The 14,005-nt window shown below is 74.5% G+C and carries 13 protein-coding genes; 6 read left to right on the top strand and 7 right to left on the bottom strand.

Going from position 1 to position 14,005, the window contains the following annotated elements; genetic code table 11:
* Positions 1-75: 75 nt before the first annotated feature.
* From MCM47_RS35850 to MCM47_RS35840, 3 genes are all read right to left on the bottom strand, one after another.
* Positions 76-1,059 carry a GNAT family N-acetyltransferase gene (locus tag MCM47_RS35850; RefSeq protein WP_238951199.1) on the bottom strand — a complete coding sequence of 328 codons (984 nt, stop codon included), beginning with the start codon at positions 1,057-1,059 and terminating at the stop codon, positions 76-78.
* Positions 1,060-1,227: 168 nt separating this feature from the next.
* Positions 1,228-1,968 carry an SDR family oxidoreductase gene (locus MCM47_RS35845; protein ID WP_238951198.1) on the bottom strand — a complete coding sequence of 247 codons (741 nt, stop codon included), beginning with the start codon at positions 1,966-1,968 and terminating at the stop codon, positions 1,228-1,230.
* 163 nt (positions 1,969-2,131) lie between these two features.
* Positions 2,132-2,659, bottom strand: a complete 528-nt coding sequence (locus MCM47_RS35840) for an N-acetyltransferase (RefSeq protein WP_238951197.1) — start codon at positions 2,657-2,659, stop codon at positions 2,132-2,134.
* A 194-nt stretch (positions 2,660-2,853) separates the two neighbouring features.
* Between MCM47_RS35840 and MCM47_RS35835 the strand changes: the two genes are divergently transcribed.
* The 3 genes from MCM47_RS35835 (at position 2,854) to MCM47_RS35825 (ending at position 7,371) form a co-directional block, all read left to right on the top strand.
* A complete protein-coding gene (locus MCM47_RS35835) occupies positions 2,854-4,113 on the top strand; it encodes an SLC13 family permease (protein ID WP_238951196.1) in 1,260 nt (419 codons plus the stop codon).
* Between the two features lie 295 nt (positions 4,114-4,408).
* Entirely contained in the window at positions 4,409-6,256 is a 1,848-nt protein-coding gene (locus MCM47_RS42765; protein ID WP_305068065.1) for a WG repeat-containing protein, read from the top strand.
* A gap of 53 nt (positions 6,257-6,309) precedes the next feature.
* Positions 6,310-7,371, top strand: a complete 1,062-nt coding sequence (locus tag MCM47_RS35825; protein ID WP_238951195.1) for a hypothetical protein — start codon at positions 6,310-6,312, stop codon at positions 7,369-7,371.
* A gap of 66 nt (positions 7,372-7,437) precedes the next feature.
* On the opposite strand, the gene MCM47_RS35820 is transcribed toward MCM47_RS35825, so the two are convergent.
* Together MCM47_RS35820 and MCM47_RS35815 are read right to left on the bottom strand one after the other, a co-directional pair.
* Positions 7,438-8,370: an NAD(+)/NADH kinase gene (locus MCM47_RS35820; RefSeq protein WP_238951194.1), complete on the bottom strand. Its 933-nt coding sequence runs from the start codon at positions 8,368-8,370 to the stop codon at positions 7,438-7,440.
* Between the two features lie 104 nt (positions 8,371-8,474).
* On the bottom strand, positions 8,475-9,344 hold the full coding sequence (locus tag MCM47_RS35815; RefSeq protein WP_238951193.1) for an alpha/beta fold hydrolase: 870 nt from the start codon (positions 9,342-9,344) through the stop codon (positions 8,475-8,477).
* A gap of 101 nt (positions 9,345-9,445) precedes the next feature.
* Here MCM47_RS35815 and MCM47_RS35810 point away from each other — a divergent pair, with 101 nt between their 5' ends.
* The 3 genes from MCM47_RS35810 (at position 9,446) to MCM47_RS35800 (ending at position 12,313) form a co-directional block, all read left to right on the top strand.
* Complete coding sequence (locus tag MCM47_RS35810) at positions 9,446-11,191, top strand: MFS transporter (RefSeq protein WP_238951192.1); 1,746 nt, start codon at positions 9,446-9,448, stop codon at positions 11,189-11,191.
* Between the two features lie 16 nt (positions 11,192-11,207).
* A complete protein-coding gene (locus MCM47_RS35805; RefSeq protein WP_238951191.1) occupies positions 11,208-11,678 on the top strand; it encodes a MarR family winged helix-turn-helix transcriptional regulator in 471 nt (156 codons plus the stop codon).
* A 197-nt stretch (positions 11,679-11,875) separates the two neighbouring features.
* Positions 11,876-12,313, top strand: a complete 438-nt coding sequence (locus MCM47_RS35800; protein WP_238951190.1) for a hypothetical protein — start codon at positions 11,876-11,878, stop codon at positions 12,311-12,313.
* Between the two features lie 66 nt (positions 12,314-12,379).
* Here MCM47_RS35800 and MCM47_RS35795 read toward each other — a convergent pair whose 3' ends face one another.
* Positions 12,380-12,892 (bottom strand): DUF6584 family protein, encoded by a 513-nt coding sequence (locus MCM47_RS35795; protein ID WP_238951189.1) that lies wholly within the window; start codon positions 12,890-12,892, stop codon positions 12,380-12,382.
* A gap of 88 nt (positions 12,893-12,980) precedes the next feature.
* On the bottom strand, positions 12,981-13,799 hold the full coding sequence (locus MCM47_RS35790; RefSeq protein ID WP_308222589.1) for a LuxR C-terminal-related transcriptional regulator: 819 nt from the start codon (positions 13,797-13,799) through the stop codon (positions 12,981-12,983).
* Positions 13,800-14,005 lie beyond the last annotated feature (206 nt).

Raw genomic sequence — 14,005 nt, 5'->3', positions numbered from 1 at the left:
GGCGGGTGACCGGCCGCCCGGCCCCCGGGGCCGGGCAGCGATGGTGGGGCGCAGTGGCGGCGGCGGTGCCCGACGTCAGACGGGCGGCCGGGCGGGACCGGAGCCGGAGCCGCCCGCCGGGGCCGGGCCCAGGCGCTTCCGGTGGACCGTGGAGCTGTGCCGGACCGTCATGCCCACCCGCAGGTAGAGGTCCAGCGCACCGGTGTCCGAATGCGTCCAGAGGGTGCAGCCGCGCCGGCCCTGCTGCCGGAAGGCGCGGAACGCGTGCCGCAGGAGCAGACGGGCGATGCCCCGGTTGCGCTGGTCACGGCGGACGGCGACCTGTTCGAGGTACCCCTCGTCGCTGTCGGGTAGGTCCAACGCGATCGCTGCGCCCACCAGTTGGTCACCCGCGAAGGCCAGGGGCGACATCGCCGGGGCGAAGCCGGGCCGCTCGACGGTGTGCCGGGCCCACTCCGCGTAGTCCATGCGCCGCGGCTGCCATTCGTCGAAGGCGTCCTGGACGAGCCGGTGGGCGGCGCGCGCGTCACGCTCACCGGCTGCGCCGCCGCTCCGGAACGCCCGGACGGTGATGCCCTCGGGAGGCTCGGGCACCGTGGCCAGCGCCCCTTCGGTCAGGCCGAACTCCAGCTGCCACTCCGTCACCATGGGCTCGTACCCGCGTGACCGCACCAGGGCGACGGCGGCCGCGTCTCCGTCCGGGACGGCCTGGACGATCTGCGCGCCGCCCGCCTGCCGCGCCCGGGCCTCGGCCCAGTCCAGGAGCGCGGCGCCCAGACCGCGGCCCCGGTGCCCGGGATGGACGTCCACCTTGGACCGGCGATCCACCCAGGCATGCGCGGCGAGCCGCCCGTCCGGGGCGTGGACGAGCAGCGTGTCCGACTCCGGGACCAGGCCCGGCCTGGCGAAGTCGGCGGCGACGACGCCGGTGTCGGTCTGCGTGCGGCCGTAGAGCTCGCGCTCGCACGCCTCCATCAGGCGGTGGACGGCGCCCAGGTCCTCGGCGCTCGCCGGGCGGGCCCGGTAGCCGGTCGGCAGCGGGGGCAGGAGTTCGGACATCGGCGGACCCTCCCGGGGTGGCGGACGGCAACGGCCGTGCGGCGCCCGCCCGTGGGCGCCCCACCGGCCCCAGTCTTTCGCCCGCTGCCGGTTCGATCAACGGTGCCGCCCGGTTCGTCTCCTCGCCCGGTTCGGCACCGGGGGTGCCGGGGCGGGTCCGGGCCGTGCTCAGACCTGCTCGAAGTGGAAGGCTTTGATGAAGCAGTCGCGCGGCTGGGTGACGGCGAAGAGGATGCACTCGACGATCGACTGGGCCGTCAGCGCGTCGGTCGCCTCCCGGGGTGTCTTCTCCCACTGGTCGGAGAGCGGATCGGGGTTGTCGAAGTCCGGCGGGTACAGCGAGATCACCCGGACGCCCCGGCCGCGCAGGCGCCTGGAGAGGATCTCGCCGAATCCGGCCTGCGCGCTCTTGGCCGCGTAGAAGGCGTCGTGGGCGTTCGACCGGTCGTGCCCGGCCGTCCCGCAGGCCGAGACCATGGTCACCACGTCCGGACGGTCGGAGGCCAGGAGCAGCGGCAGGAAGCTCCGCACCGTCAGTATGGTGCCGGTCGCGCCCGAGGCGATGGTGTCGACGACGTCGTCGTCCGAGCCGGCGAGGAGATCCGGCCCGGTCAGCCAGCGTGCACCGTTGTTGATCAGCACGTCCACGTGACCGGTGCGCTCGGTGACGGCGGCGGCGAACGCGCGGATCGAGGCCGGGTCGCTGAGGTTGCAGGCGAAGGCGTGGACGGCCTCGTGCCCCCGCGCGCGGATCTCGTCCCGGACCGCCTCCGCCGCGGCGAGGCTCCGCGCCGAGAGGAAGACCTCGGCGCCGCTCGCGGCCAGGCGGACGGCCAGCGTCCGCCCGAAGTCCCGGCCGGCCCCGGTCACCACGATCCGCCGACCGGCCAGAGCCGTCGCTGTGGACATGCGTCACCACTTCCTTTGCTCCGGGCCCTCCGATGAGCCCGGCCGTCGTGTCTGCCGTTCGCCGACGGGTGCGACCGGCGGCCGATCGCCGTGCGGTCCGCCTTCCGGCCGCTCGCCGGGGCGGCGGGCGCCCGCCCACCCACGCCCCGGCGCCTCCGCCCGCCTACACCCCGGCGCTGCGGAATCCCGGGTACCCCAGGATGTGGAGGGTCTCGGACGGATCGAGCACGTACGGGACCACCGTGCCGGTGTCCGTGAACCCGAGCCGCCGGTAGAACGCCCGGGCCCGGGGGTTGTCCTCGTGGACGCCGAGGGTCAGCCGAGCGGCCCCGGTGTGCTTCCGGGCGAAGTCGATCGCCGCGTCCATCAGCGCGACGGCGGGCCCGTGCGGGCCTCGGTGCGCGGGTGAGACGTACACGCCGTGGACGTGGGCGTGGTCGGGGACGGCCGGGATCGGCGCGACCCCGGCCACCCCCACCCAGGCCCCGGACCGGTCGCGGGCGACGAACAGCGCCGAATCCCCGGACGTCGCCCCGGCGGCCGCCTTCGCCTGCCAGTGGGCGTCGTCGCGGGCGGCGGCCTCGGCGAAGGACTCGCCGAACGCCTTCGGTGAATCCCGCAACGCCTCCAGCCGGATCGCGCGGAGCTCGCGCCAGTCCCCGGCGGCCGTGCGTCCGATGCGGTAGGTCATGGTCCTCGTTCCCTCGTGTGCTGCCGTCAGTTCTAGTGGATCAAGGTGCCACGAACATCGGCCGGATGTCCTCGGCCGCGGGTGGCGTGGCCCTACGACCACGGGCGTAGGGCTGCGCCGTCCGCGGCCCGACCGGCGCGGGCCACCGATGCGCGGGCCCGGGGGCGGTTGCGCGCCCCGTGGGCGGACCAGGGATGATCTGCGCTGTGCTGTTCGAGTCCCTGTCCGTCGCCGCGCTGGTCGTGGTGCTGGTCTGCGCCGTCGTCCGTCCGTTCCGCTGGCCGGAGGCCGCCTTCGCGGTACCCGCCGCCGGCCTGGTCGTCGCCACGGGGGCGATCGGCCCGGAGGCCGCGGGGGAGGAGGCCGCCCGGCTGGGCCCGGTGATCGGCTTCCTGGCCGCGGTGCTGGTCCTGGCCAAGCTCTGCGACGACGAAGGGCTCTTCCACGCCTGCGGCACCTGGATGGCCCGCTGGGCACGGCGCCGGCCGCGGCGGCTGCTCGGTGCGGTCTTCGCCCTGGCCTCGCTGATCACCGCGGCGCTCAGCCTCGACGCGACCGTCGTCCTGCTCACCCCGGTGGTCTTCGCCACCGCCGCCCGGATGGGCGCCCGGCCGGCGCCACACGCCTACGCGGCCGCCCACCTCTCGAACACGGCCTCCCTGCTGCTGCCGGTGTCGAACCTGACCAACCTGCTCGCCTTCACCGCCACCGGCCTGACCTTCACCCGCTTCGCCGTCCTGATGACGCTGCCCTGGCTGGCCGCCATCGCGGTGGAGTACGCCGTCTTCCGCCGCTTCTTCGCCACGGACCTCGACGCACCCGTCCAACCCGGGGACGGGCAGGAACCGCCGGAGCTGCCGCTGTTCGCGCTGGTGACCGTCGGCCTGACGCTGGGCGGCTTCGCGGTGGCCTCCGCGGTGGGCGTCGACCCGGCCTGGGTGGCCGCGACCGCCGCCGCCGTCATGGCCGTCCGTGCCCTGGCCCACCGCCGCACCACCCCGGTCGCGATCGTGCGCTCGGCGGCGCTGCCGTTCCTCGCCTTCGTCCTCGCCCTCGGCGTCGTCGTCCGCGCGGTCGTCGACAACGGCCTCGGCGACGCCCTCGGCGGCGTCCTCCCCGCGGGCACCTCGCTGCCCGCGCTGCTCGGCACGGCCGCGGTCGCCGCGCTGCTCGCCAACCTGATCAACAACCTGCCCGCGGTGCTCGCCCTCGTCCCGCTGGTCGCGCCCTCCGGCGCGGGGGCCGTCCTCGCGGTGCTGCTCGGCGTCAACATCGGCCCGAACCTCACCTACGCCGGCTCGCTGGCCACCCTCCTGTGGCGACGCATCGCCCACCACCACGAACACGACGTCCCGCTGCGGCAGTTCACCCTCCTCGGCATCCTCACCGTCCCCGCCGCGCTGCTCGCCGCCACCCTCGCCCTCTGGGCCGCTCTCGCCACCGTCGGCGCCTGACGGGCCGCCCCGCCGGCAGCCGGGACCGCCCGTCCGGCCCCGGGCCGGGTCGTCCGATGCATGCAGGATCGTTCCGTACGGGATGACCGCATCAAAAGCCCATGCCGCATCGCCTCGTGGATCACTGACCGCGTATCCGGTCAGGGGGAGGATGCCGCGAACCGGCCGTCGCAGGTCGGCGGGGGCCGCGGGGGGTGTGTTGTCGTACCGGCGGCCTAGCATGAGTCACCACTGATCATCCTTCAGGCCGGACCATCGGTGACGCCGTGTCGGCCCAGTGTGAGGAGCCGTGCCCATGCCGTCCACCCCGCCCGCCGTGCCGCCGTACGCGGTGCCCTGCCCGGACCCGGCGGGCTCCGGGACGCGCCACGCGCTGGTCGACGCGGACGGCCGGTTGGTCCGGGAGCCGGACCTGAGCGCGGTCGGGCCGTTCCACGCCGACGGGCGCGGCGGGTTCGTCGCGCCCGCGGCCGACCGGGACGGGCGCTGGGGCTACCTCGACCACCGCGGCACGTGGCTGGCCGAACCGGAGCTGCGGCACGCCGGCGCGTTCGAGGAGCTCGGCCTCTCCCGGTTCCAGGCCGCCGACGGGCGCTGGGGCTACGCCGGCCCGGACGGCACCCCCGTGATACCACCGACCCTGGTGGAGGCGTACGCCTTCCGGCACGGCATGGCCGTCGCCGCCACCGAGGACGGGTGGTGCTACATCGACGGCACCGGTCGCGTCGTGATCAGCGGGCCGTTCAGCGCTCTGGGCGCGTTCGGGCCCAACGGCCTGGTCGGCGTGCGGATGGCCGACAGCGGGCTCTGCGGCTACCTGGACCGCACGGGCCGCCAGGTCATCGAGGCGCGGTTCGACGGCGCGTCGCCCTTCGGGCCCGACGGCGTCGCGCCCGTGCGGATGGGGGAGGACTGGGGCCTGATCGACGAGTCGGGCGAGTGGGTCGTGGAGCCCTCCTACGCCCGACTGGACGCGTTCGCCGGGAACGGCCTGGCGTACGTGCTCGGCGGCACGCCCGGAGACCGCCACAAGGGCTACCTGAACGCCCGCGGTGAGCTGGTGATCAAGGCGGAGAACCGGATCTCGGACACCTTCGGCGCCGGCCTGGTCCGGTTCGACGACGACTACCTGCACGGCTACCTGGACGCCACCGGGGCAGAGGTCATCGAGCAGCGGTACCAGTGGGCCGAGGACTTCGACGAGGGCGGCGCGGCGGTGGCCCACTTCTTCGACCCGGGGGAGGACGGCGGCCCGGAGGCCGGCGCGTCCGCCGAGGCGCGACCGCCCGGCCGGGCGTGGGGCGTCCTGCACGCCGACGGGCGCTTCCTCCCCGTCGACCACCCCGAGCCGCTCACCGACGTCGACGGCTGGATCCTCGGCTTCAGCGGCGGGTTGGCACCCTTCGTCACCGGGGACGGCGGGATCGCCTACGTGGCCCGCGACGGCCGGGACGTCTGCCGGGTGCAGCCGTCCGACGACGGCGGCGTGCTCCGCATCGTCGACCGGGCCGGTGCGACGCTCTGGGAGACGTCGGCGGCCGCCGGGACCTTCGAAGGCGCCGAGATCGCCCACGCCCGGGACGCGGCGGGTTACCTGGTCCACCCCGGTGCCCCGGAGCGCGACGTCGTCGACCTCGCCGAGGAGCTGGTGGCGGCCGCACCCCGCCGGTTCGAGCGCTGCAGTCCGACCTCCGGCGACTGCGAGGACCTGTTCGAGCTCCCCGGGGAGGAGGACGAGGACGTCGACGGCACCTCGCTCGGCGCCGTTCGCGTGGTCGCGGAGGCCTACCTCCTCGCCGAGCACCAGCACGACCTTCCGTACCTCCAGGAGTGGACGGTCGAACGGTTCCAGGAGATCGAGGCGGACGCCGTGGAACGGCTGAGCGCCCGGTTCGGTGCTCCGCTGCCGGGCGTCGAGATCTACCTGCGCAGTGGCGACGGTGAGACGTCCACGGTCTGGGGCGTGGGCGGGCGGCGGCTCGTGCTGCAGTCCTACCTCGTCATCGGTGACGGGGACGTGGAGATACAGCTCTGGCTCGCCGTCGTCGATCCGGAGCCGTCCGGTGCCCAGGCCGAAGGCGACACCCGCGCAGCCGTCGACGCCCCCGCAGCTGTCGACGCCACCGCACAAGGCGAGGCGTAGGACGCCATGGCGCACCCCGAAACCCGCCGCCTCCGGACGAAGGCCCCGCACCGATGACCGACGACATCCTCCAGCCGCCCGCGTTCGCCCCCGCGGTGCCGCCGACCTCCGCCGTCGGCGGCCGGCGGCACCCGATCGAGGTCGACCTGGCCGGTGACTTCTACGAGGGCGAGCTCGTCGTCCGTGCCGACGGCTACGTCGACCTCCTGAGCGATCTCGCCCCGGCCGGCGACGTCCTGGCCGAGCTGGAGTGCGACCGGGACGAGGACGGGCGCGCGCTCGGGGACGCCGCCGTCGGCCACGACGCGGACCCGGAGGACCTGAGCGTGACGCTCCGGCTGCGCCGCTGGCGCTTCGGCCGCCGGGAGCACTGGGCGCCGCCGAGCGCCCTCGCCCAGGTGGTCCGCTACGACCTGGACCGGCTGGCCGGCCGGCTCGACGCGGGCGCGCGATGCCTGCTGCTCCTGGAGGCCTACCTGGGCGACCCCACGCCGGACCGGGCCGCGACCCTCGTCGAGGCCGTGCGCCGGGTACCGGAGCAGGTCGACGACGCCCTCGCCGGCTTCGACCAGGAGCTGCGCGCCTTCGCCGGGCGGCGGAGCAGCGAGTTCGACGTCGAGCGGCTGCGCATCCGGATCCCGCAGCGCGCCGTGCTCCGGGCCCGGATCGACCACGAGCAGGCCGCCACGGCGGGTGATCCGGCACTGCGCAACGGCCATCTCGTCCCGGTCGGCTACGGCGGGCGCCGGTACGCCTCGGTCACCCACGCCTACTGGGCGCTCTCCACCCCCGACGCCGGGATCCGCGCCGCCGTCGAGGCCGCCGCGACGGCGCCCGAGGCCGAGGCGCTGGCCCTCGACGCCCCGCGCACGGACCGGTGGGACCAGGTCCGCTCGGCGCTGCTGACGGACCTGATCCGCGCCAAGTACGCCGAGCACCCCACGCTGGCCGAGGCCCTGCTCGCCACCGGTGACCGCCCCCTCGCCGCGGGTGGACCGACCCTGGGCTGGCTCGCCCACCGCGAGCAGCTCGACGGCGGCCGCGCCCGCGCGGACCTCCTCCTTGAACTCGTCCGCGCGGAGCTGGCCCTCGGTGCCTCGCCGACCTCCCGCTGATCTCTCCGCTGCCCCCGGGGCCGTGTCGCTGCTCGCCGAGCCGTGACCCGGCCCGGGCCCCGCGGGTCAGTCGTGTTCGGCCGACCCGCTGAGCCGCAGCTTGCGCTGCGCCCGCTGGTAGAAGGTGGTGTGACCGAGCCGCACCACGCGGGCCGCCGTCGGGAGCATCGTCACCTCGACCACATCGCTCGGACGGACTCGCCCGACCAATCGGCCGTCCGCCTCGACGGCGAGCTCCCCGCTGTGCGGAAGCACCTCCAGGGCGAGCCGCTCCCCGCCGGAGAGGAAGACCGAGCGGTTGAACGCGGAGTGCGGCGCCACCGGTGTGACCAGCAGCCCCTCGGTGGCGGGGGAGACGATCGGCCCACCGGCCGAGAAGCTGTAGGCGGTGGAGCCGGTCGGTGTGGCGACCACGACGGCGTCGGCGGTGTACGACACGAAGGGCTGGTGCTGGACCCGCACCGCGACGGCCGCCGACCGGTGCCCGGGGCTGCGGATCAGCACGACGTCGTTCAGCGCGGTCTCCTCGGCACTCCCGAAGGCGGCCCGGACCCCGGACCTCGGCTCCACGGTGAAGCGCTGGTCGTCGATGGCGTCGAGCGCGTCCGCGAGCTCCGGGATGTCGACCTCCGCGAGGAACCCCAGCCGTCCGACGTTCACCCCCAGGACGGGCGCGCCGCCGCCCACCATCAGCCGCATCGCGCGCAGCATCGTCCCGTCCCCGCCGAGGCTGATCAGCAGATCGGCGCTGGCGGCCATCTCCTCGGGCCCGACCGCCACCGCGTCGCACCCGATCCGGGCCACCTCGTCGGCCAGCCCGAGCACCTTGGCGTCCCGGCCCCGGCTCCACCGGACGACCGTGTCCACCACGGGCCCGCAGGTCCGCTCCGGGTGGAGCACCAGCCCCACCGTGCCGATGAATCCCATCCGCGGCACCTCGCCGTCGACCGGGTCGCTGTTCCTCCCCCTCCTCGTTCCGCCCTCCTCCCAGTCACGCACAGCCGCCCTGCTCCTTCAAGCCGGCACCGGGGTCCGAGCCGGTATCCGGGTCCGATTCGGTACCGGGGGCCGAGCCGGTACCGGGGTCGAAACCGGAGGGGGAGTCAGCGCAGATGCTCCCGGAAGAAGGCGACCGCTTCCTCGCCGGTGCGGAGCGGGGCGGCGGGGTCCGCGGGCTCCGGGGCGAAGTAGTCGTCATGACGGACGTCGGGGCCGACGCAGTGGCCGGTCGCGGTGGGGATCTGCTCCAGGTAGGGCCGGGTGTCGACCTCGAACGGGTTGATGGTGTCGGCCCCTGCCCAGCGGATGCCGACCGGGACGCGGACGGCGGCCAGGCTCTCCGGCGTGACGAGGCCCCCGAGCCCGGGAGCCACCAGGAAGACGGCGCGGACGCGGGGGTCGGTGAGCTCGGCCCCGGCTGCGTCGAGCGAACGCCGCGCCGCGTCGTCCGTCGGGTACTTGGCCCGCAGCGCCTCGAGGACGCCGGGGAACTCGGGGATCTCCGGCAGGGGTACCGCCCCGGTCAGCACCGCCCGCAGGATCCCGGGGTCGAGGCGGACCCCGGCGAGCGCCGCTGCCGTGTAGCCGCCGAAGGAGAAGCCCGCCGCGCCCACCGGGCCGAGCGGCCGCTCCCGGGCGAGCGCGTCGAGGGCGAAGGAGACGTCCCGCGGCCGCTCCCAGGGGTGGAGAAAGCCCTCGGGCTCGTAGCCGTCGACGAAGTTGTTGCCGTGGTGGTCCAGGGCGAGGACCCGGAAGCCCGCCTCGTGCAGCGGCCGGACCAGCCAGTCCATGGCGCTGCCCGAGCCGCCCGTGCCGTGGGAGACCACGACCAGCGGCGCGCGCTCGGCGGACGGGCGGCTCGGCTCCCACTGGTAGAACCGGACCGGGCGTGGCCGCGCGGGGTCCCGCAGATCGGAGCGGGACTCGTCGTACAGGACACGGACCATCGGCTGCGCGGGCGCGGAGATCGTCATGGCCGCATCGTAGAGGCGGCCGGGGTCTTGTGCCGCAGCCCGTGGAGGGCGACAGTTAGTTAAGGACAACTAACTACTTCCCCCGGGTCGTGGGAGTCGCCATGCAGATCGCGGCGCAGGACCATCCGCACTACAAGTGGGTGGCCTTGTCGAACACCACCCTCGGCATGCTGGTGGCCACGATCAACAGCTCGATCGTGCTGATCTCGCTGCCCGCGATCTTCAACGGCATCGGGCTCGACCCGCTGGAGCCCGGCAATGTCAGCTACCTGCTCTGGATGCTGATGGGGTACATGCTGGTCACCGCCGTCCTGGTGGTCACCCTCGGGCGGCTGGGGGACATCCACGGCAGGGTCAAGATCTACAACCTCGGATTCCTGGTCTTCACCCTGACCTCGGTCGCGCTCTCCCTGGACCCGATGTCGGGCGGGGGCGGTGCGCTCTGGCTCATCGTCTGGCGGGTGGCCCAGGCGGTGGGCGGGTCGATGCTGATGGCCACCTCCGCGGCGATCATCACCGACGCCTTCCCGGCCCGGCAGCGCGGGATGGCGCTCGGGGTGAACATCGTCGCCGCCATCGCCGGCTCGTTCATCGGGCTGGTGCTCGGCGGCGTGCTCGCCGAGTGGAACTGGCACTCGATCTTCTGGGTCAACCTGCCGATCGGCCTGGTCGGCACGGTCTGGGCGTACCGGTCCCTGCGCGACACCGGCGTGCGCCGGCCGGCCCGGATCGACTGGTGGGGCAACCTGACCTTCGCCGTCGGCCTGACCGCCCTGCTCGCCGGCATCACCTACGGCATCCAGCCGTACGGCGGCCACACCATGGGCTGGACCAACCCGTGGGTGCTGGCCGGTCTGCTCGGCGGCAGCGCCGTTCTCGCCCTGTTCTGCCTCGTCGAGCGGCGCACCCCTGAGCCGATGTTCCCGCTGCGGCTGTTCCGGGACGCCTCCTTCACCGGCGGCAACGCGGCCACCCTGTTCGGCTCGGTGGCCCGCGGCGGCCTGCAGTTCATGCTGATCATCTGGCTCCAGGGCATCTGGCTGCCGCTGCACGGTTACCAGTACGAGGACACCCCGCTCTGGGCCGGGATCTACATGATCCCGCTGACCGTCGGCTTCCTGATCGCCGGGCCGGTCGCCGGTCACCTCTCCGACAAGCACGGCGCCCGGCTCTTCGCCGCGGGCGGACTGGCGCTGATGGCGGTCTCGTTCGGGGGCCTGCTCCTGCTGCCCACCGACTTCGGGTACCCGTGGTTCGCCCTGCTGATCCTGCTGAACGGGCTGGGCGGCGGGCTGTTCGCCGCGCCCAACACCTCGCTGATCATGTCGGCGGTCCCGGCCGACGCCCGCGGTGCGGCGTCGGGCATGCGCGCCACCTTCCAGAACGCCGGCATGGTGCTCTCGATCGGCATCTTCTTCTCGCTGATGGTGGCCGGCCTGGCCGGCTCACTGCCGCACGGGCTGGAGAGCGGGCTGACCGCGCAGGGCGTCCCCGCCGACACCGCGCAGACCATCGCCGGACTGCCGCCGGTCGGCACGCTGTTCGCCGCCTTCCTGGGCTACAACCCGGTCCGCGAGCTGCTAGGCCCGCACGTGCTCGGCCGACTGCCCGCCGCCGGCGAACAGACGCTCACGGGCCGGGAGTTCTTCCCCCAGCTGATCTCCGGCCCGTTCCACGACGGTCTGGTGGTGGTGTTCTGGTTCGCCATCGTGCTCTCGCTGCTGGGCGCGGCCGCCTCCCTGGTGCGGACCCGTCCGGCGGCCGCCGCGCCGGGGCCGGACGACGGTACGGTGAAGGCCGCGCCCGGTGCCGCGGCGCGGGCGTCCCGGGCCCACCCGGGCAGCTGAGGAGGACCACCGCCCGATGGCGACGGAACCCACCCCGACCGGGGCGGAGCACCCCCTGCCCGCGGAGGATCTCGCCCGGCTCCGGCTGGCCGTGGCCCGCCTGCACCGGCAACTGGTGCAGGCGTCCACCCGGCTGGACCTGACCTTCGCCCAGCTCTCGGCGCTGGCCCGGATCGAGGAGTACGCCCCGGTCCGCCTGGTCGACCTCGCGGCACGTGAGGGCGTCGCCCCGCCGTCCATGAACCGCACCCTCGGTCCGCTCCACGCGGACGGGCTGATCGCCAAGGAGCCCGACCCCCGGGACCGTCGCTCCGCGTGGATCACGCTCACCGAGCACGGCCGCGCGACCATCGCGCAGATCCGAGCGCAGCGTTCCCGTCTGCTCGCCGACCGGGTGGCCCGGCTCTCCGCCGAGCAGACGGCCACCCTGCTCGCGGCTGTCCCGGTCCTCGAACTCCTCGCGGAGGAGGCCCCGGACGGCGGCTGACGGCAGACCGCCGCCGATCGCTCCCCGCCCGGTGGCGGACGTGTCCGAACAGTGATGGCGCGACGGGCCGCAACCCCCTATCCTGGCGCGGCTTCGGGCGTGATCATCAGGACGACGGGGGGACGATGATGGCAGCAAGTATCGTGGTGCGGGCGGAATTGCCGGGCCTCGGCCGGGCGGGGACCTTGGGCGTGGTCGTGGACGGCGCAAGAGTCGGCGCGGTCAGACAGGGGGAGGTCGCGCACTTCCCGGTGCCGGCCGGCACCCACACCGTGCAGGTCACCGCGAAGGACCGCACCCGCTCCAACTCGGTGACCGTGGACGTCGCCGATGGTGGGCAGGCCGTGGTCACCTCGCGCGGGACCGGACTCGGGGTGGCTCTGGTCCTCCCGCTCCTGGCGGGCATCGCCGTCCCGCCGCTCTTCGTCGTGGCGGCGATCCTGCTGGTCGGCGCGGTGCTGTACGCGCTGCCCGGTGTGCTGTTCCGCGTGCGCGCCGAGGCTCCGGCGCCGCGGCCCGTGCCGACGCCCCCCGCCACGGCCACCCCCGGTGGTGCGGCGGAGCACGGCGGCAACGGCCTCTGGTGGGAGTCGGACCCGGCCCTCGCCAAACGGTTCGCCAAGAAGGGCGCCTGACACGCCGTCCGGCTCGGGACAACGCGGCTGACGGCTCCGTGTGGCGCCCCGTTCGCGCTCACGAAGTCAGAGCCACCAGCCCACGAAGGTGACGAGACCGAGTACGGCGAAGCCCACGAGGACCAGGACGCCGAGGGCGAGAACGGCGCAGAGCAGAATCCAGACCGGGTCGTCCTGGTCGGTGTGTTCGGCGCGGTAGCGCTCCTCGCCCCAGCGGATCGGGCGGCCTGCGTGAGCGGACGCCGTCTCGCGGAGCCCGGCCAGTCGGGCGCGGGCGGTCTCCGTGGATGCCGACGCCTCCGGGCCGCGCCAGGCGATGGCTGCCATCCGGTCGAGCGGATCGGCGTAACGGGCTTCGAAGGCCGCCGTCTCGGCCGGATCCCGGTCCTCGTCGAGGTAGGCCCACCGGCCTGCCTCGACCCGCTCGCCGTACAACCGGTAGACCTCGGCGAGCCGGCGCCTGACCGTCAGGTCGGCCGGGTACGAGGTCACCAGGCCGCGCAGGCGTTGCCGGGCGACGGGTATCCGGCCGTCGCGAAGGTCCGCTGCAACCCTCGCCAGGGTGGTCTCAACAGTCACCGGGGCATGATTGCGGACGAAGAACTCCTGGTCAAAGGCTTAACCGCCCGCGGCGGCGGCACCGCCGTCTCGACTACCGAGCCCCACCTCACCGGTCGCCCGTCGGCCGGGGGCCGCCGGCCGGGGCCGGGGGCCAGGTGTCGGGGGCGAGGGTGCCGTTGACGTAGGCGCGGGCGATCAGGGCGGTGCGGTTGGTGGCGCCCCACCGGCGGGAGAGGCGGGTGAGGTGGTAGTTGACGCCGTCCGCGGTCAGGCCGACCTCACCGGCGATCCGGGCGCTCGTGTTGCCGGCGGCGGCCAGGGCGAGGATGCGGGCCTCCAGTGCGCTGGCCCGGGCGGCGGCGGCCGGGGCAGGAGCGGTCGCGGTCGCGGGCCGGTCGTGGGGGCGGACGATCAGGAGGAGGTTCAGCGAGGCGTCCGGCTCGTCGCTGACGACGTTGACGGTCATCTCGCCGAACCGGTCGGCGCCGTTGGCCGTCGTCCAGGAGACCTCGACCGGGTAGCGCGAGCGGCGGCGCAGCCGGACGGCCTCGGCGAGCGGGTGGAGGCGGCCCGGGGTGCTCGGACGGAACAGCTCCAGCGCGTTGCGCCCGCTGAGGCGGCCGGGAAGCGTGTCCCACTCCGTGGCGAGGGCGTGGTTGGCGGCGAGGACGGTGCCGTGCGCGTCGCAGAAGAGGAGCGGCAGCGGGATCCGGTCGAACAGCAGCGCGGCCCGGTTGCGCCAGAAGACGGCCTTCCCGTCGAGCTGTGCGGGCGACGGCGGGATCGGCGATGCGTCCGCCGGCGCGGCGACAAGAGCCCTGCCCGGTGGTGTGGCTGACGGGCAGTCCGGTGCGGTGGCCGGTCGGGCTACCGGCTGCGGGAAGGCGCAGCGCTCCTCGTCGGACGGCCGTCCCGCCACGTGCATCGGCTGTTGCTCCCGCCTGTTCGTCTGCCGGCTGGCGCCCCGGGTGCGCCGTGGCCCGCCTGATCGGCTGTCACGTGGGGTCTCGGCGCGGCCCCGCCTACCGGAACGGTCCGGCCTTGGCAATCCTCGAAACCCCGATTCCCCTACAAGAAGTTGTAGCACCCTTCGGATTCTCGACCGGTCGTGCGCGGAAGGTTCAGGACAGC

Origin of the sequence: Kitasatospora sp. A2-31 (genome assembly GCF_022288725.1) — a bacterium.
Lineage (GTDB): Bacteria > Actinomycetota > Actinomycetes > Streptomycetales > Streptomycetaceae > Kitasatospora.
Note: the sequence above shows the minus strand (reverse complement) of the source record. Positions and strands in the feature narration are given on the sequence as shown.

What these genes read in the sequence shown, in the direction of transcription:
- MCM47_RS35850 (WP_238951199.1), bottom strand. Translation starts at nt 1,059, where the DNA reads ATGTCCGAACTCCTGCCCCCGCTGCCGACCGGCTACCGGGCCCGCCCG.
- MCM47_RS35845 (WP_238951198.1), bottom strand. Translation starts at nt 1,968, where the DNA reads ATGTCCACAGCGACGGCTCTGGCCGGTCGGCGGATCGTGGTGACCGGG.
- MCM47_RS35840 (WP_238951197.1), bottom strand. Translation starts at nt 2,659, where the DNA reads ATGACCTACCGCATCGGACGCACGGCCGCCGGGGACTGGCGCGAGCTC.
- MCM47_RS35835 (WP_238951196.1), top strand. Translation starts at nt 2,854, where the DNA reads ATGATCTGCGCTGTGCTGTTCGAGTCCCTGTCCGTCGCCGCGCTGGTC.
- MCM47_RS42765 (WP_305068065.1), top strand. Translation starts at nt 4,409, where the DNA reads ATGCCGTCCACCCCGCCCGCCGTGCCGCCGTACGCGGTGCCCTGCCCG.
- MCM47_RS35825 (WP_238951195.1), top strand. Translation starts at nt 6,310, where the DNA reads ATGACCGACGACATCCTCCAGCCGCCCGCGTTCGCCCCCGCGGTGCCG.
- MCM47_RS35815 (WP_238951193.1), bottom strand. Translation starts at nt 9,344, where the DNA reads ATGACGATCTCCGCGCCCGCGCAGCCGATGGTCCGTGTCCTGTACGAC.
- MCM47_RS35810 (WP_238951192.1), top strand. Translation starts at nt 9,446, where the DNA reads ATGCAGATCGCGGCGCAGGACCATCCGCACTACAAGTGGGTGGCCTTG.
- MCM47_RS35805 (WP_238951191.1), top strand. Translation starts at nt 11,208, where the DNA reads ATGGCGACGGAACCCACCCCGACCGGGGCGGAGCACCCCCTGCCCGCG.
- MCM47_RS35790 (WP_308222589.1), bottom strand. Translation starts at nt 13,799, where the DNA reads ATGCACGTGGCGGGACGGCCGTCCGACGAGGAGCGCTGCGCCTTCCCG.